The following is an 18,536-nucleotide window of genomic DNA, read 5'->3' on the forward strand; positions in this document are numbered from 1 at the left end:
TTAAAAGGCACGCTGAATCCTGTTGATTAAAGATGTATAGCCGCCACCGTAGTCGCCCTCATTGTGATCGACCTAAGCGGGAAAGCTACTATGATTATTGCAATTCATCAACGGGACAGGCAAATCCATGTTCCTCGGAAAAACATGGAATTATGCTCATAAGAGCTACCAATTTTTTTCAGATATCCACCCGGGATTGTCAATTTCATGGAAGGATCCGTGGGGTAGTTCTATTAGCACCAGCCGGATAGGATTTTGGTAAATATCTGATTACTCTACACTTTCTTCGTTACATTCCACTGAAAACCGGTAACCCGTTCCCCGTACGGTTTGTACCAAACTCTCTTTACCGACCGCTTCTAAAATTTTTCGCAGCCTGCGAATATGAACATCGACAGTACGATCCTCGATAAAGACATGGTCACCCCAGACGCGATCAAGCAGTTGTGAACGTGTGTGTACCCGCTCTTTATAGGCCATCAGATAATGCAACAGACGAAATTCCGTGGGTCCCAATGCAATTTCTGACAGCTTTTCTGGCTCATCACTGGTATACACATGTACTCTGTGTGTCGTTGGATCAAGTTTCAATCCACCTATTTCAATAATTTCATCCGACATTTCGGGTAAACGCCGGCGAAGCACAGCCTTGATCCGGGCAAGTAACTCACGGGGTGAGAAAGGTTTGGTAATGTAGTCATCGGCACCAGCTTCCAGTCCGGCAATTTTGTCACTTTCCTGAATGCGGGCAGTAAGCATGATAATCGGAATCGCTTTGGTACGGTCTTCGCGCCGGAGTTTGTGTGCAAATTCGATTCCACTCATGTCGGGGAGCATCCAATCCAATAACACGAGATCAGGCAGCACATTATTGACCATTTTTCTCGCTTGCTCCGCACTCTCAGCACATAAAACCATATGTCCCGCTCTTTTCAAATTGAGTGCGATTAATTCCTGGATCGCAAGTTCATCTTCAACGATTAGTATTGTTACAGCCATGAACTACTCCGTTTATATTAAATGTAGCTAAAAGATGTTGAGATAATATAAATAAAGCATGACATATTTATGACAGTGCGATGAATATAATATTTTTTGCAATGAATGGCCGATTAATTACCTTGATTGATCAGCTAAAACGGTGAATTTGATTCTGAAGAAAAGACGTAATGAGACTAAATCTACCGGAATGATTTGATCTCTGTGCTTGAATTCCCAATTGGATTAATCGACAGCATCGGGCGAGAAGCGAATGGAAACGATACGCAGCAATGTCAGTACAGCGATTACCGTAATGTGTAAGCCAACTTCCAGCAACGTGTATTCTTTATACCAGAGGCCGATCAATTCTCCGATTAGCACCACCAATGCCACGTCTAGAATGAAGGTTACCTTAACACGTCCCAGTGTCAGGTAAGATTGCAGTATCCGAATCAGTTCGAGTACTGCCAGGATTAGCACGATATCAATAATGATATGCTCAGCAACGTATGCCCAGCCATTCTTGAGAATATCAGGCAGATGTAACAGTAAGCTCAGAACGCCGGTGCCTATCCACAAGTAGAGTGCTAACATCAGAATGCCGACAATCAGCTGAATGGCGCGCGTGTGCCAGTCTGTGTCGGTTAACAGGAATGTGCCTTTTCTTTTAACTATCGTTTGATTCATCATCTTCATACTCCGATTGTCGTGTTGCAAGGATTTTTATCTTAACGGTACAATATAAAAGTTTTATGACATGCCCGGTTTGCGCCGCAGTATTCCGTCAAGAATCCAGATGGCGGAGGAAACTGGAACAGATCATTTTTTCTTCGATTCACAGTACACACGTCAGAAAGTCTCGAATATTTATGACTGACACAACAAGTCAGTGAATACGCTACAAGCCCCATTCTGAGTACTTTGCGCGTTTTGATTAGCAAGGCAGCAAGGCCCCATTGAAAAACTATCTGCGTTGCTGCTGCGGTGTTAAAAACAGACTCAGAATGCTCATTTATTAAGCATAAACTGCGCTTTCTCGCCTATTTTTGCCTTGCATCGGCTGCCTCGAATACGTTTTTCAACGGCCTGTTAAACCCAAATGACATCTAAATGTCATGAAACTGAAATATTCAGCTTGTAGTATTCACAAGTATTACTGATAAGGGATTGCTGTCAGACTGGCGGTTGTTTATTGCGCTCAATATTATTTAATACAACGGGATTTATGCATAAACATTTTTTTAAAAAAATAATTTCATTTGCTGGAGTGGTGCTGCTACTGCTTGCTACCTCTGTGGCAAAGGGGAATAGCCTGGAGAATTTGGCAAAAGCGCTGGCGAAGATCCGAGGTGAAGTCGAGACATTGCAAACACAACTGGATACCGAGAAGGATAAGCATGGCAGCAGAATGTCTGCGCTCACTTCGCAATTGGCAGATTTGAGTGTGGAAGAAAGAAGGCAAAAAATGAGTATCGAGAAACTGCAGCACTCGATAGAAAAAATGACTGTTAACGCCAAAAAAGCGGAACAATCGGGAGAGAGTCTGAAACCTGTGTTATTAGCGATGCTAGCAGATTATCGGCAACATATTCAGACAGGTTTTCCATTCAAGCCGGAAGATCGTGTCAGGGCACTGGGAGATCTGGAGAATAATGTAGTTAATCAGTTGATTGATCCTAATAAGGCAGTTAATCAGGCATGGTCCCTAGTAGAGGATGAAATTCGTTTAAGTAAGGAAAATGGAATCTACCAACAAATTATATTTCTAGATGGAGAAAAAGTACTGGTTGATATCGCAAAATTAGGCACAGTTTTTCTTTTCTTCCAAACCAGAGATAACAGATTCGGGATGGCTAAACGATTGTCTGAGGGTGGCTGGAAATATGAAACTGTTGATGACACGAACGATATTGAGCGTATCAAGAATTTATTTGATTCGTTGAAGAAACAAATACGCCAAGGTTATTTTGAATTACCTAATCCGTTGAGAAAATGAATAAAGCATTATTGATATCGTTACTGTTGGTTGCAATGGCAAATACGGCCTATGCCAAAGAGAATAAATCCACAGTTTCTTCAGAAGATGTATCCGTATCGACACCCGAAGAGAAATCCAATGCAGCCGCACCCAAAAAGCAGAATTCACCTAAGCCGGAGTTAGTTAATTTAGAGACTGCTTACAAACGTGAATATGCGTTTCTGGAAGCACAGAAGAGGGAATTGATCGACCGGCTTAAAAACTATCAGTCCAGTGCCAATCGTGAAGAGCAAGCGCTGAGCAGTAAGATTAATGGCCTTGAGCGGAGCTCAGTCGAACGTTCGGCCAAAATTGATCAACTGAATGCACAGCTGACAGAAGTCGAGCGTAAAGAATCTTCCGTCACTGAACGCAGTGACGCCCTGGAAACGACCTACCTGCAGGCAGAAGCGACGCTTAAGAATCATGGAATCGAAATGCCTTCAGCCATTAAAGAAATGCAAGGCAATGACCTCGTCAAAGTCGGGTATTTTTTTAGACAAGCGCTTTCTTTAATTCAGGGGCTTGGAGCGATTCAGGCAAAACCAGGTAATTTCTTTTTAGAGAGTGGTAAACAAACACAAGGGACAATTATCCATTTAGGCAATATAGCTGCCTACGGTGTCAGTGATGAGGGAAGCGGTGGTTTAGTACCCGCAGGTGGCGGTAATTTCAAAGTATGGAAAGATTCCAGTGCTGATAATGCGGTCGCACTGAGTAAGCATGAGCAACCTGACTTATTAAAGTTGTTTTTATTTGAATCGCGCACCAACGCAATTGACGAAACGCGCGAAAAAACAATCCTGAGTATTATTGACTCAGGAGGGCCTATTGGCTGGGTCATCGTAATACTTGGCGGCGTTGCACTGTTTCTTATTCTGATCCGGGCATATTTGCTGCGCTCGAATGGCGCAAACACAAATAAGCTGACAGATCAGATCATTCAGCAGCTGGCTACAGGGGAGCTGGATGTCGCTAAAAAAAGCTGTGAAGACGATTCATCCGCCATCGGAAGGGTTCTGCACTATACCTTGCGTCATTTGAAAGATGACAGAGATCACATGGAAGGCATTGTATACGAGGCTATCCTGCAAGAATCCGGCCCGTTAGACCGGTTTGGGCCAGCCATTCTGGTTATTGCCTCGATCGCCCCGCTCCTCGGTTTATTGGGAACGGTGACCGGGATGATTGAAACTTTCGACATGATTACTGAGTTTGGTACCGGCGATCCAAAATTACTCTCTGAAGGCATATCGATCGCACTGGTCACAACCGAATTGGGATTGATTGTTGCAATCCCGACTTTGTTGCTGGGATCTATATTGTCTACCTGGGCAAGAAACATTAAGCGCGACATGGAGCATTCGGCACTTAGGATCATTAATGTTTTTCTGGGTGGCGGGCTTGATTTGGATGAGCCGAATGTGTCGGCTGTTGAAGAAAATTTTGCTGCTGTTTCATAGCGCACGAAATGGATCCTACAGAACTCATTATATTGACCAAGGAGTTGTTTGTTGCAGGCGGGATAGTCATGCCGCCGTTGGTGCTTTGTATTTTGTTACTTTGGTACGGATTGGGTTATCGATTCTGGGTTATGAAAGAACCCAAATGGATGGGGGTGCGCGATATGTTGAAATACTATCAGGAGCACAATGAAAAGCCAGCCAAAAATATTGTAGCGCGTGCGGTTAAGCAGGGATTAGCGTTTAAAAAGAAAGGTGTCAAAAATCTGCGGCGCCACTTGGATGCGGCTTTTTATGAGTATGAAAGAGAGATTGGTAAATTCTCTGTGCTTATTCATGTTGTCATTCTTATTTCTCCGTTGCTTGGATTGTTGGGAACTGTCATTGGAATGATCGAGACATTTGATTCGCTGGCGACCATGACATTGCACTCTCAATCGGGTGGAATTGCCGGCGGGATTTCACAAGCCTTGTTTACTACGCAAATGGGGCTAACGGTTGCGATTCCCGGATTATTGGCGCATAGCATCCTCATTAGGAAGCAGCGCGAGATTGAGCAGGATCTTGAGCAGGTCAAAGATTTATTGTGTCACCAAACCACTGTTAAAAAATTTAATGAGAAGTAACGAATTATGAGATGCAGAGAATCCAATGAGGCCGAAGCCATGATCGATATGGCACCATTGATTGACATCGTTTTTATTTTGTTGATTTTTTTCATGGTTACCACGACCTTCGTAAAAGATATGAAATTGGAGCTGGAGCGCCCCAAGGCAAGCAGTTCGACGGCCGCATCCAGCAAGGCCATTCGTTTGTTTATTGATCGGCATGGCGACACTTATCTGGATGGTGAACCGGTTCGTTTGTGGCTGATACAAAGTAAATTGCGAGATTTATTGAGTACTGCTTCCAGCAAAGTAATTTTAGTAGTTACTGATGAAGGTGTTCCTGCGGGGAAATTGATCGAGGTAATCGATCAAGCGCGCTTGTCGGGAGCAGAGAGTGTAGGTGTTGCAACTAAGAAAGAAGCGGGGTAAACGATATGGAAACAAAACATTTTAATCAACACGTGGCAGGGGCTGTGTCGATGTTACTGGGACTGATTTTAGTTTTCGGTCTGATAATAACGATGAATCATTACATGGGAAAGATCGAGAGAGCGCCTGCACAGGAAGTGACAGAAATCAGTATGGCTAGAGAGATCAAACAAGAGCCGAAAAAGGAAATTAAAAAAGTAGAGCCAAAAAAAGTTACTCGACCTCAGGCACCTGCGCCTTTCAAAGGTCTTGATACCGCACTTTCCGGCATTGATTTGGGATCGTTGGGTTTGGATGATGGGCAAGGAAGAGGTTTGGATGATGGCCTGTTAGGTAAAACAGGTAATGCCGTGATGACGGCAGACTTGGTGGATGTTCCACCGAAACCCATCACCAGAGGGGTTTTTAGATATCCGCCCGCAGCCAAGAAGAATGGTGTTAAAGGCTATGTTCTCTTGTCGGTACTTGTCGAGATTGATGGTTCAGTTAATCAAGTACAAGTGTTAGAGTCGAATCCGTCTGGAATCTTTGATGCGGCTGCTGTGCAAGGTATCCGCGCTTGGCATTTCGAACCGGCAAAATATAAGGGAGATACGGTCAAGGTATGGGCAAAGCAAAAGATTCGTTTTGATCTTTCCTGATGTTCTCGCTTAATGTTTAATCGCGACGAAATAAAATGAAATATCAGATCCGGATAGTCAAGCAGATTCATTACCTCCTTGTTGTTTTTATCCTTGGATATTGCAGCAGCGCTGCATGGGCATCCGAAAAGAAAGTACAACCTACGGATTTTATTGAGCTGGCTGCGGTCATGCTGAAAGACGGTCATAGTGATCGCGCTTTATTGGCGTTGCAAAGTGTTGATCTGGAAAATAAGAAAACAGACTTGGTAAGATTTTACACGCTGCAAGGTCTTGCTTATATGAATCTAAATGACCTCGAGGCAGCCAAGGACAGTTTGCAGCAGGCTATCAAAAATGGACAGAAAGACCCAGCGATTTTTATCTATTTGGCGCAAGTCTATTTTGGATTGAAAGATTATAAGCAAACGATTCAGGCCATTGTCAAAGCGGGTGACCAGGCCAATAAAGATGCTTCTTTAATCAGTTTAAAAGCAGAATCCTATTGGCACTTGAAAGAAACCGATGCGGCCATTAATGCTTTAAATGAGGGGCAGAAAATTTTCCCAGGAGATTTTCGCTTTCTGAAGCGCAAAGTTTTCTATTTTGTTGAACTGGGGTTATACCAGGAAGCCACGAATCTCGGTAGAGAATACCTTAAACGATCAAAAGCGGCTGCAGCCGATTATATTGCACTAGGGAATGCCCTGAGACTCAGTAGAGAATACCAAGAAGCATTGAGTATTCTGGAAATTGCCCGATTGCAGTTTCCAAATGATGAAATGATCGCAAAATTGCTCGCGCATACCTACCTGGATCAAGGAAAATTCAATTCGGCGGCATTTATTCTGGAACAAGCCGCTTTACTGAATCCAGCGCTACAGGCCGAAGCAGCCGAGATTTATCGACGTGCGGGTCGTTTTCATAAGGCATTAACGCTGAATGAGAGCATCAATGATCAGAAAGTGAAATTTAAACAAAGATTGTCACTCCTCCTTGCATTAAAGCAGTTCGAGCGTGCGGCCAATATGGAATCCAGTTTATATCGCGCTGGGTTATTGGAAGATCAAGATGTGCGCTATGCGCTTGCCTATGCCTTATTTTCAAGCGGACGCTTTCCCGAAGCGAACAAACACTTAGATCATTTAAAAAATGCTGAACTATTTAGAAAAGGAACCGAGCTTCGTCGCTTGATGGAAGTTTGTAAAACCGAGCCATGGCAATGTACGTAATGTCGGTACTTACAGTTCAAGCATCGTGCAGCGGGTATTTAATATCACGGTCTGTGATCAATCAGCCGGCTGAAAACTCCGAGCGGAAAACATCATCATCATCTGTTGTATTTTTGTTTATACCGCCTTAGCGCCTATCTAGCCTATTTCCCTAATTGACTAACTCTATTTATCTTCACGAGCAAACGATTGCGGGTGAAGAGAGGGCTTTGTACGCCAAATGAACACTCAATCTTACAAATTTTCCCGGTCTTGTGTTTTGCGAATGGTTTTGGATTATCAATATCTTTCTTTTATTTCTCACAGCATAAGTCGTCGAAATACCCTGATGCACTCCTTGCTATTTTTGCTCGTTCTTATTGCGACAGGTTTAGTAAGTCCTTCTGCTTGGGGAGACACGGAAAAAGCCGAATTCTCAATCCACCTGTTCCAGGATGGACTGCCGATTGAAGATGCTGAATTGTCCATTAGTAGCGAAGTATACGAGAGATCGAATCCGAAAATGATCTTTGAGGTCATTCCATCTACGTTTAGTTGGAAAGCGGATGGGGATTCTTCCATCAAGACCAATGCGAATGGCAGTGTGGCTGGGAAATTACCCCCCGGCTTTTATCACATGACGATCAAGACGAAAGATCAGGTGTTTAATTTTGATTTGCCACTGCGTCCGGCAGAGAACACGCAAGTCCTGATCACTTTCTATCCGAATAAAAAGAAGCCATTACTCAATATTGAAAGTTCATTGTCTGGCATTATCGGGCCAGATATTGCTGCTGAAAAGCCGCGAGATCAAGGTGAGGGCACAATCCATGTGCAAGTGACCTCTGCAGAAACGCAAAAACCAGTCAAAGATGTGCAAGTTTTTCTGAGTGGATCGAAGCAGAAGTTAAGAACCGATGAACAGGGACGAATCACCGCGACGGTACCAGCAGGCAGTTACAGTGTTTCGTTGCTGCATAGTGCTTATAGCAGTCAAGCGCAGGATGATGTAAAAATTGAGAATGGGCAAAATACTGATTTAAGTTTCAAATTGACGCCCGCAGGTGTTGAGTTGGCTGAATATGTGGTGTTGGAGCCTCATCTCGCAGGAACGGTGGCTTCTATTATCGAAGAACAAAGAAAGTCAACGGCAGTAGCAACTGTGATAGGTGCTGAACAATTTAGCCGGGCAGGTGATGGGGATGCCGCCAGTGCGCTAAGAAGGGCATCCGGACTCACGCTGGTAGGGGGACAATTTATTTTTATCCGTGGACTGGGCGAGCGATTCTCAACCACGCTGGTAAATGGCGCAGCAGTCCCTAGCCCAGATCCAACGCGACGCGTTGTTCCTATGGATCTTTTTCCGACTAATATTCTTGAGAGTGTGATGGTGCAAAAGACTTATTCAGCGGATCGTCCGGCTGAGTTTGCAGGCGGTACAGTAGAGCTGCGCACACGTGGCATTCCTGATGCGTTCTTCTTCAATTTAAATTTGCAAACAGGCATGAACGATAATACGACTTTTCAGGATGGCTTGGCTTATAAAGGAGGGGGGGCTGACTTTACCAGTTATGACGATGGTGCACGCGCATTGCCTGATGCACTTTCGGATGCGACCAAGAATGGGAATCTGCAGCCAGCATCTGTTTTTAATCCAAATGGTGTGACACCTGCGCAACTTGAGAAACTGGGTGAAGGCTTATCAGGCGTGTGGGATGTGAATAAGAAAAAACGCGGACCAGATACCGGCTTTCAGGCATCAATGGGAGATAGCTTCTCGTTTGGAGACTTTAGGTTGGGATATATAGCCGCAGCAGGCTGGAAACGGGAATTCAGAAACCAAAATGAAGTCAATCGTGAGTTTAGTGCAACTACTTCCGGTATTAAGCAAATCCAGGATTTAGATGTGCAAAGATCGCTGAGTGAAGTGCAAATGACCGGTTATGCTGCGACGGAACTGGAATACAAGGATAAACACCGTTTGTTTGCCAAGACCATGTTTCTCCGTCAGTCATTTGACGAAGCCAGGATTTCTCAAGGCTTTGCCGATGCGGAAACGACCGATATTCGCAGAACGCGGATGAGATTCTTTTCTAATCAATTATTAATGAATCAATTTGGTGGTGAACATCGATTTGATTGGTTGAAAGACTTTTCCATCAACTGGTTATATACCGATGCGACAGCCAATCGAGATGAGCCTAAAACAAGGGATTATCGCTATGATGTAAGCCCACAGACCGGTGCTTATAATTTATCTCAGCGAGCGGATAGTAATTTGCTTACGTATTCAGACCTGATCGATAAAGACCAAAGCTGGCGGGTAGATGGAAAATTACCTATGCAGTTAACACCGAGTCATAAACTGACTTTCAGTAGTGGATTTATTACACAGAGCAAAACTAGGGATGCCAATGCGCAGCGCTTTAGTTACTTTAGATTTGGTCCTGATGCGTCAAGGCAAGATGTTCTTGGACAACAATCGCTGGAAGGTATTTTACAGCCTCAATATATTGGTTCTAATGGATTTCAACTTCGCGATGTGTCACGTAAAAGCGATCAATATACCGCTTCTCAGAACTTACTGGCTTACTATGGAAAGCTCGATCTGTTGTCTTATGACAGACTTAATATTAGCGGGGGATTGCGCTGGGAGGATAATGATCAGAAAGTAAATACATTTCTGAGAAACCAGCCATCAACAGCGCGGCTCAATCGAGTTGATATGTTGCCATCGGCGACGGCAACATTATTTCTTACCGACAATCAACAGCTGCGTGCAGGATTCAGTCAAACGTTATCGCGGCCGGATTTCAGGGAATTATCATCAGCTCCTTTTATTGATATTAATACCAACCAGGAAACCGTGGGTAATCCCTTATTAAAACAAACGGCCATTACTAACTGGGATTTACGTTGGGAATATTACTTATCGCCGACTGAAAATATATTTGCTGGTTTTTTCTGGAAAGATTTAACTAATCCCATTGAATTGGTTGCTCAGCCAGGAACCGGTGCCTTGAATACTTTTCAGAATGCTGATAAAGCAACGGTCTATGGATTCGAGTGGGAGATGCTAAAGAAACTGGATGTGGTGCATCCGTTGTTGCAGAATTTTTATGTTGGCGGGAACTATACGTGGTCTCAATCCAATGTTCAATTGAATGCTCAAAACCTTACAGCCCAAACGACGAATAATCGGCAATTGCAAGGGCACTCCGAACATATTGTAAATTTTCAGATTGGGTATGACAATCCTAGTTGGAAAACACAAGCCACCCTGCTATACAACGTCTCCAGTGAACGTATCGTAGCTGCTGGACAATTGACTGCGCCGGATAAGTATGAGAAACCCTTTCATCAACTGGATTTTGTATTTAGCCAGAATTTGTATAGAGGATTATCGATGCAGGCTAGTATGCAAAATTTGCTGGATGATGACGTGCGCGTTATGCAAGGTGATGAAATTAGCCGTCAATTCCGCCGCGGGCGCTTTTTTAATCTGAGTGTGCGTTTGGCTTATTGATATTGTATCAACGCAGTTCTTTGTTTCTATTGGCAGCAATCATCCTCATCCCTGCATTCACCCGGTTATATGCAAACGCCGCTCCGGCTTTCTATCGATACTTGGATGTTGTCAATGTACCTTGGTGTAGATCAATCCCAGTCCCTTCGTTTGTTCAGCCTAGATTAATCATCTTCAAACTAGAGTAGCTGTTAGCAGCTAAAGATAGATTGATAAAGAACAATGACGTGTTCAAAAAGGATTGCATCATGAAAAAACTACTATTCATCTTGATTGCAGTGATGTTGTTAACCGGATTTCATGCTCCTAATGGCAATATCATTTCGAAAGGTGATTTTTCAGATAAGTTGCTTATCAATTTAGGAAATCCCACTGTACGGACTGATTTAGGGCTTGTTCAAACCAGAGCCTTTGGTGGAATTGTCTATATTAAACGGGAGGTGTGGACCTATAAAATAGATCAGTACAACTATCGCTTCATCATCGAAAACGGACAAATTGTTGCGGACCATTGGACAAGGTTTTAATTGATTTGTAATAACCTGAACGTGATTTCAGGATATAAATTTCTTGATTTCAAACTATTTCATCGCAGATGTTTTACATGTGAATGTAATACGCCTGTCATATTCTCCTGTTAGATTGGCTCTACCCTAAAAAAACTTGGAGGTGGGCGAATTATGTTTAAATTAAATTGTATAAAAGAAAAATTAATGGCTGCGTCAGCAGTTCTATTGAGTGCCGTCACATTAAATGGATATGCAGCAACAGCGACCTTCGATCCGTCAGCAGGGGTTGTCGATCTCCCAGTCGTTGAAGTTCTAAGTGGTGGATCATCTGCATTCTATAGCGCTAAATTACAACTCAGCGGAAATGAGTTGCAGTTGGTTTCTGCCAATCCTATATCCGCAACAACAGGACAACGTAATGTTTTTGATTCTGACACGAGTGCAGTTCATATTGCTTCAGTTGGAGTCGGTGCAGATGAATATTACGCTAAATTGAAATTAGTGCCTGGGTCTAATCCATTGCGTTTTACCATCGATCAATTGCCAAATAATGCATTCCAAAGATGCCCGGATTTTGCACAACCGGGAGCCACATCAAATTCTTGCGTCTTAAGTGGTACGATTACGACAAATGCCACCTTGACAAAGGACATTGTGTGGGTTTTAGATGGTCCTGTCTATGTGGGTGGCGATAATACACAAAGTGCTACTCTGACCATTAATCCAGGTACCAAAATCATTGGTGTAGGTGGTCAGGGAGATCAAGCAGCTTATTTATGGATCAGACGTGGTTCAAAAATTATGGCGGAAGGCACGCCGGATAACCCGATTGTCATGACCGGTCCCAGTGAAGCATCAGCTGGAGAATGGGGTGGCTTGCTTATTTCTGGCAATGCACCAGTAAATGGCTGTAATGAGGGTGTGCCTGTTTGTGAAGTTCCTTTTGAGGCCGTTGTTAGTGAGTTTTATGGCGGAAATAATCCAACCGATAATAGTGGTGTGCTCAAGTATACACAAATTCGGTTTGCTGGAAGTGCTGTACGCCAGGATGAAGAACTCAATGGTTTGACACTGAATGGTGTTGGTTCAGGAACAGTTATTGATTATGTACAAGTTCACGAAGGTTTAGATGATGGTATCGAAGTCTTTGGCGGCACGGTACAGATGAAGCACCTGGTGTTGACTAACATCCAGGATGATTCTTTAGATTGGACCAATGGCTGGCAAGGACGTGCGCAATTTGTTTTAATTAAACAGGCTGCAGCAATTGGTGATCGCGGTATTGAAGCCGATAATAATGAAAAGAATCAAGATAGCAATCCGCGTGCTCAACCTATTCTGTCCAATATTACAATTATTGGCCGCGCAGGGGACACAGCCACCCAAGGCATTTTATTACGTCGCGGAACTGGTGCAAATATCTTTAACACGGTCGTGACTGGTTCACCAACTTGTTTAATGATTGATGGTGCTTCGACCTTCGCGAACGCCGGCTCACCGGGTAGTTTGACGGGCGGATTAACCATGGTAAATTCTTTTGTGCAATGTACTAGTAACTACCAAGATGGCGCAGAATCCACATTTACAGTAGCTGATTGGTTCACGTCTCAATCCGAGAATAAAGCAGAAAACCCTCTCTTGAGTGGCTATTTGCCAGCAACTGGATCGCCGTTGATACTGGGTGGTGTTGCTGTTCCAAATTCTTTCTTTACTGTCGTGGATTACGTTGGTGCATTCAAGGATTCGAATGACAACTGGACCGAAGAATGGACTTTTTCACTTAACTAAATCTTTATAATACAAATGTATATTTTCTTATGTGTTAAGTAGAAAAGATTTAGATCAATTCAACTAAATCTCCTTCTGTTGAATAAAAAGAATCGCTGGGTTTGGTTTTATCAGCCCAGCGATTTTTCTTTACTGAACTTCCGGTAATTTCTTCATTTATCTTCTCTATTCAGTGTTCTTCTGAGATTCTGGCCTGTAAAAATAGTATTCCGAGATAAATCCAGAATTATTGACATAAAACATTCATCAATAATTCATTCTGATGACATCAACGGTTAATGTTGGAACTATAAAGTGACTATGGCAAGTGTGGTTTATTGCATCGAATCGTTCTTAAGCTTTTCTATGTAATTCTCAATGTTTATGGGGAGAACTCATGAAGAATCGATCTCAGAACTATTAGCTTGTGTCGCTTCAAAAACGATGGCGTATATTGATGCGGTGGGTGTAATGAGCAGAAAACAATTTCTAAGGAGTTATAGAGCCATGGGCGACAATATCTTCATGATCGTGGCAGTGGGTGCTTGCTTTGTCATATTAAGCATTATCTGCGGCATTGTAATTTATGGTGTAGCTATAGATTGGGATAGCATTTCAGGCATCGTCCTTGGGATTTATCTCTATCAGGCTTACCTCTTGTTTAGAATTATCTGGGGCGAACCAAAAAATCAGAGGCAATCTTCACGAGGAAACTTTTCCATGCCGTTATCGAAAGAATCTTATAAGCCTCTGGCTCCCCGAAAGTCATTCTATGCTCCCCTCTAGTTAGTGTAGAAAAACCGCTTAACCCAAGCATTCTGTAGCCAGGAGTGTCACAACGATCCAGGAGATCGGGGGCGTTTTGAATTGAGTTCTATGTTTGCTGTGTTTCACTATCTCAAACAGCACCTCCCAGCCAGCTAGCTGTTGGCAGTCGTTGGGAGGATTTCTCCAAAGCAATCTGTTTGTCATAATTCTGCAACATCTTCTGATTAAGATCCTATCCAATACATGTTCCATTTCTTTCGATAGGAGATTTTTAGATGAAGCTGCAATTTGTTTTTGCGCTGCTTGCTACTACTGCAGTATTGATCGTTACTCCTGTTACTTATGCTGCCGATATTACCGGCGCTGGCGCAACTTTTCCTTATCCGATTTATGCCAAATGGGCTGATGCCTATAAAAAACAAACCGGCGTTCGCATGAATTACCAGTCCATCGGTTCCGGTGGCGGCATTAAACAAATCAAAGCCAAGACCGTTGATTTCGGGGCATCTGACAAACCCTTAACACTGGAAGAGCTGGAAGTAAACGGACTGACCCAATTCCCGACGGTACTGGGCGGCGTGGTTCCGGTGATCAATATAGATGGCGTTAAACAAGGACAGATCCGATTAACCGGAGCAGTTCTGGCTGATATTTTTCTCGGTAAAATCAAGCGCTGGAATGATTTAGCGATTGCAGATCTTAATGCCGGTATTGATTTGCCCGCAAATAATATCACCGTAGTCCATCGTGCAGATGGTTCCGGTACTACTTTCCTGTTTACTGATTATTTGAGCAAAGTCAGCCCGGAATGGAAAGATAAAGTCGGTGCAGATGCATCTGTTGCTTGGCCTGTTGGTACGGGTGGTAAAGGTAACGAAGGTGTGGCAAATTTCGTAAAACAGATCAAAAATTCGATTGGTTACGTCGAGGCAGCTTACGTGAAGCAAAGCAAGATGAATTATATCCAGTTGCAGAACCATGATGGTGTATACGTTATCCCTACGGAAGATGGTTTCAAAGCTGCGGCTGCCAACACGCAGTGGGATAAGGCTCCCGGTTTTTACGAAATTCTTACCAATAAACCTGGCCAAAACAGTTGGCCGATTACCGGTGCTACCTTCATTCTCATGCATAAATCTCAGGTAAATCCTACTCAGGCTTTAGCGGTGCTGAAATTCTTTGAATGGGCGTACACCAACGGTGATGAGATGGCACTGGAACTGGATTATATTCCGCTGCCAGACAGTGTGGTGAAGCTGATTGAGGATTCCTGGGAAGCTAATATCAAAGGTAAAGATGGCAGAGCCATCCTCTCAGGCAAGCACTGATAAAAGAAAAGAGCCAGGAACCACAGTGCGAGAAATACTCAGTGTCATTCCTGATGCACTGCCAGGGGTAGCTACAAAAAATATGCTCCAATGCGTTTTCAGCTAGGCGAAACAAAACGATGTCAAAAATACACTTTGCCGCAAAGCTAAAAAGACAGCTTCTATTTGACTGGATATTTCATAAAGTCACTTGGTTTTTTACATTTGTCGTTTTTGCATTGCTGGCGGCGCTTATTGGCTCACTGATAATTGGCAGTATGCCAACCATCAAAGCCTTTGGTTTCGATTTCCTTTTTAGCGCCGATTGGAATCCGGTTACCGAGAAATTCGGTGCATTGGTGCCCATCGTGGGTACATTGATTACTTCAATCATTGCGCTATCGATCGGTATTCCAGTTAGTTTTGGCATTGCGTTGTTTCTCACGGAATTATCGCCGCCGTGGTTACGCCGCCCGCTCGGAACAGCGATTGAGCTTCTGGCCGGAATTCCCAGCATCATTTACGGCATGTGGGGCTTATTCGTATTTGCGCCGCTTTTTGCGCAATATATTCAACCTTGGTTGCAGGACACACTGGGGCAAATACCCGGAATCAGTTTTCTATTCGAAGGCTCATTTATGGGTATTGGTATGCTGACTGCCGGTATTATTCTGGCGATTATGGTGATTCCTTTCATTGCCGCAGTCATGCGCGACGTATTCGAGATTGTGCCGCCCATGCTCAAGGAATCAGCTTATGCCTTTGGTGCCACTACTTGGGAAGTGATCTGGTACGTGGTACTTCCCTATACCAAGATCGGAGTAGTCGGCGCTATTATGCTCGGCCTTGGCCGTGCCTTGGGTGAAACCATGGCGGTTACTTTTGTGATCGGCAACGCACACCAGTTACATGCTTCACTTTTCATGCCGGGAAACAGTATTGCTTCCGCGCTGGCCAATGAATTCAACGAGGCCGATGGCGAGCTATATACCTCAGCGCTGATCGAGTTGGGTTTGATTTTGTTTTTTATTACTTTTGTCGTGCTGGCTTTTTCCAAGATCCTGCTGATACAACTCAGAAAACGTGAAGGCACCGCTACCTAGAGGCGCGCAATGATTCCAATATATACGCGGCGGCGCATCGTTAATGCCATTAACCTTACTTTTTCCATCCTGGCCATGGTTTTCGGTTTGTTCTGGCTATTCTGGATATTGTTTACCTTATTTGAGAAAGGTTTGGGCGGAATCAGCATGGCCATATTTACTCAGATGACACCAGCGCCGGGGAGCACAGGTGGCCTGCTCAATGCCATTGCCGGCAGTCTGGCGATGGTCACGCTCGCTACCTTGATCGGTACGCCAATCGGCATCATGGCGGGTACCTATTTGGCTGAATATGGCCAGCGCGGCTGGCTTGCCCCCGTCACTCGTTTCATCAACGACATCCTATTATCTGCACCGTCAATCGTGATTGGTCTTCTTGTTTATACCGTCTATGTTGCTAAGATGGGGCATTTTTCCGGCTGGGCCGGGGCGCTGGCACTGTCGCTGATTGTCATTCCGGTCGTCGTGCGTACTACTGAGGATATGCTACGGCTTATTCCAGATAGTTTGCGCGAAGCGGCTGCCGCTTTGGGCGCGCCGCAATGGAAAATAGTAACGCTGGTTACTTGGCGTGCTTCCAGGGTTGGCATAATGACCGGCGTATTGTTGGCCATTGCGCGTATCAGCGGAGAAACTGCACCGTTGCTTTTCACTGCGCTCAACAACCAATTCTGGAATGCGGACATGAACCAACCCATGGCCAATTTGCCCGTCGTTATATTCCAGTTTGCCATGAGTCCATATGAGAATTGGCAAGAGCTAGCCTGGACTGGAGCGCTACTCATCACATTGAGCGTTTTGGGGTTGAATATCGCAGCACGATTCTTTTTACGTAAACAAGCATCATTGAATTAGGGCTCTTTCGTCATAAATCCTCTGGGCCACTGAAAATAATCTCTGTTTAACGTTTATAAATGGATCATCAATATGAAAAACCAACAAATGCTGTTTTACAGCAAATTTATTGGGTCGCATGATTATCAGCGACCAACGATGAATGAATCTAAATTAAAAACTGAGATGAATATAATCCACTCGCAATCGATCGCTCCCAAAGTCTCCATCAACGACTTAAACTTTTACTACAATGGATGTCAGGCACTGAAGTCTATTAATATGAATATTTGGGAGAAAAAAATAACGGCTTTTATCGGCCCTTCCGGATGCGGAAAATCCACGCTACTGCGCACTTTCAACCGTATGTATCAGCTCTATCCCAGCCAGGAAGCACGTGGTGAAATCATGATGGATGGCATGAATATTCTCGACAAGAAGCAGGATATCAATATGCTGCGCGCCAAAGTTGGAATGGTTTTTCAGAAACCTACGCCATTCCCGATGTCAATTTTCGATAATGTGGCGTTTGGCGTAAAACTGTATGAAAGCTTAAATCGCAACGAGCTGGAAGAACGAGTGGAATGGGCGCTACAAAAAGCTGCTTTATGGGAGGAGGTTAAAGATAAGCTGAACCAAAGTGGCATCAGTCTTTCCGGTGGCCAGCAACAACGTCTGTGTATTGCACGCACGATTGCGGTGAAACCCGAAGTGGTGTTGCTGGATGAACCGACCTCAGCGCTTGATCCGATTTCTACTGCGCGGATTGAAGACTTGATCTTTACGCTTAAAGAGGATTACACCATTGTTATTGTGACTCACAATATGCAACAAGCAGCGCGCGTTTCAGACTACACGGCTTACATGTACCTGGGAGAACTGATCGAGTTTGCGGATACCGATACAATTTTTACGAAACCCAGGCAGAAAGCGACAGAAGATTATATTACCGGCAAATTCGGTTAGCATGCTTTTGGCTCTTCTTATCCTATTTATGCAATACAATTCATTGAGTTCTGGACAGTCCCATCAAGTTTTTGGAGGAATTGGAGGAATTGGAGGAACTGGTCAAACGCGGTAGCCAATCAAGTTCACTAAAGTTCTGCAGAATTTTATCCCTATCCCTACCTTAGCCTGTGGCGCATCCCAATTTGGATGGCCATTGGGTGATACCGAAACGCTGCTCGACGATATAGTGTTTTTTGCTGCCAATTGATTCACCAGCTTCTGGTGCGCCGAGAGCGGTTTGTGCCTATACACTCGATGCATGATTGCACGGTATCCCTCCAACCCCGCCATCTATCCACATTCCTTCAACAATGCTTCAATAGCCTCCGGTGCGAACGGCAGTAATTCATCGATTCGGCTGTTAGGCCAGGTGGGGAGTTTTTCG

The 18,536-nt window shown here is 44.1% G+C and carries 17 protein-coding genes; 14 read left to right on the plus strand and 3 right to left on the minus strand.

Going from position 1 to position 18,536, the window contains the following annotated elements; genetic code table 11:
• Window positions 1–270 precede the first annotated feature (270 nt).
• Both phoB and ACH10T_RS05975 read right to left on the minus strand, forming a co-directional pair.
• On the minus strand, window positions 271–999 hold the full coding sequence (phoB, locus tag ACH10T_RS05970) for a phosphate regulon transcriptional regulator PhoB (RefSeq protein ID WP_394808406.1): 729 nt from the start codon (window positions 997–999) through the stop codon (window positions 271–273).
• 225 nt (window positions 1,000–1,224) lie between these two features.
• Window positions 1,225–1,671: a phosphate-starvation-inducible PsiE family protein gene (locus tag ACH10T_RS05975; RefSeq protein ID WP_394808407.1), complete on the minus strand. Its 447-nt coding sequence runs from the start codon at window positions 1,669–1,671 to the stop codon at window positions 1,225–1,227.
• Window positions 1,672–2,206: 535 nt separating this feature from the next.
• Between ACH10T_RS05975 and ACH10T_RS05980 the strand changes: the two genes are divergently transcribed.
• The 14 genes from ACH10T_RS05980 to pstB all read left to right on the plus strand — a co-directional run bounded on the left by ACH10T_RS05980 (window position 2,207) and on the right by pstB (window position 18,109).
• Window positions 2,207–2,977: a DUF3450 domain-containing protein gene (locus ACH10T_RS05980; RefSeq protein ID WP_394808408.1), complete on the plus strand. Its 771-nt coding sequence runs from the start codon at window positions 2,207–2,209 to the stop codon at window positions 2,975–2,977.
• Complete coding sequence (locus tag ACH10T_RS05985) at window positions 2,974–4,461, plus strand: MotA/TolQ/ExbB proton channel family protein (protein ID WP_394808409.1); 1,488 nt, start codon at window positions 2,974–2,976, stop codon at window positions 4,459–4,461. Before ACH10T_RS05980 ends, ACH10T_RS05985 begins: the two co-directional genes overlap by 4 nt.
• Window positions 4,462–4,469: 8 nt before the next feature.
• Window positions 4,470–5,087, plus strand: a complete 618-nt coding sequence (locus ACH10T_RS05990; RefSeq protein WP_394808410.1) for a MotA/TolQ/ExbB proton channel family protein — start codon at window positions 4,470–4,472, stop codon at window positions 5,085–5,087.
• Window positions 5,088–5,093: 6 nt separating this feature from the next.
• On the plus strand, window positions 5,094–5,498 hold the full coding sequence (locus ACH10T_RS05995; RefSeq protein WP_292993538.1) for a biopolymer transporter ExbD: 405 nt from the start codon (window positions 5,094–5,096) through the stop codon (window positions 5,496–5,498).
• A gap of 5 nt (window positions 5,499–5,503) precedes the next feature.
• Window positions 5,504–6,139, plus strand: a complete 636-nt coding sequence (locus ACH10T_RS06000) for an energy transducer TonB (RefSeq protein ID WP_292993539.1) — start codon at window positions 5,504–5,506, stop codon at window positions 6,137–6,139.
• Between the two features lie 35 nt (window positions 6,140–6,174).
• Window positions 6,175–7,350 carry a tetratricopeptide repeat protein gene (locus tag ACH10T_RS06005; RefSeq protein WP_394808411.1) on the plus strand — a complete coding sequence of 392 codons (1,176 nt, stop codon included), beginning with the start codon at window positions 6,175–6,177 and terminating at the stop codon, window positions 7,348–7,350.
• A 328-nt stretch (window positions 7,351–7,678) separates the two neighbouring features.
• A complete protein-coding gene (locus ACH10T_RS06010; protein WP_394808412.1) occupies window positions 7,679–10,855 on the plus strand; it encodes a TonB-dependent receptor domain-containing protein in 3,177 nt (1,058 codons plus the stop codon).
• Between the two features lie 248 nt (window positions 10,856–11,103).
• Window positions 11,104–11,382 (plus strand): hypothetical protein, encoded by a 279-nt coding sequence (locus ACH10T_RS06015; protein ID WP_394808413.1) that lies wholly within the window; start codon window positions 11,104–11,106, stop codon window positions 11,380–11,382.
• A 153-nt stretch (window positions 11,383–11,535) separates the two neighbouring features.
• The gene (locus ACH10T_RS06020) at window positions 11,536–13,152 is read left to right on the plus strand and encodes a hypothetical protein (protein ID WP_394808414.1); all 1,617 of its coding nucleotides are present in this window, start codon (window positions 11,536–11,538) and stop codon (window positions 13,150–13,152) included.
• Between the two features lie 486 nt (window positions 13,153–13,638).
• On the plus strand, window positions 13,639–13,917 hold the full coding sequence (locus ACH10T_RS06025) for a hypothetical protein (RefSeq protein ID WP_394808415.1): 279 nt from the start codon (window positions 13,639–13,641) through the stop codon (window positions 13,915–13,917).
• A gap of 257 nt (window positions 13,918–14,174) precedes the next feature.
• On the plus strand, window positions 14,175–15,227 hold the full coding sequence (gene pstS, locus ACH10T_RS06030; RefSeq protein ID WP_394808416.1) for a phosphate ABC transporter substrate-binding protein PstS: 1,053 nt from the start codon (window positions 14,175–14,177) through the stop codon (window positions 15,225–15,227).
• A gap of 119 nt (window positions 15,228–15,346) precedes the next feature.
• Window positions 15,347–16,309, plus strand: a complete 963-nt coding sequence (pstC, locus tag ACH10T_RS06035; protein WP_394808417.1) for a phosphate ABC transporter permease subunit PstC — start codon at window positions 15,347–15,349, stop codon at window positions 16,307–16,309.
• A gap of 9 nt (window positions 16,310–16,318) precedes the next feature.
• Entirely contained in the window at window positions 16,319–17,164 is an 846-nt protein-coding gene (pstA, locus tag ACH10T_RS06040) for a phosphate ABC transporter permease PstA (RefSeq protein WP_394808418.1), read from the plus strand.
• Between the two features lie 165 nt (window positions 17,165–17,329).
• Complete coding sequence (gene pstB, locus ACH10T_RS06045) at window positions 17,330–18,109, plus strand: phosphate ABC transporter ATP-binding protein PstB (protein WP_394808420.1); 780 nt, start codon at window positions 17,330–17,332, stop codon at window positions 18,107–18,109.
• 102 nt (window positions 18,110–18,211) lie between these two features.
• Here the strand turns inward: pstB and ACH10T_RS06050 are convergent, their stop codons facing one another.
• Window positions 18,212–18,442: a hypothetical protein gene (locus ACH10T_RS06050; protein ID WP_394808419.1), complete on the minus strand. Its 231-nt coding sequence runs from the start codon at window positions 18,440–18,442 to the stop codon at window positions 18,212–18,214.
• Between the last annotated feature and the right edge of the window lie 94 nt (window positions 18,443–18,536).

Origin of the sequence: Nitrosomonas sp., assembly GCF_043753625.1 — a bacterium.
GTDB lineage: Bacteria > Pseudomonadota > Gammaproteobacteria > Burkholderiales > Nitrosomonadaceae > Nitrosomonas.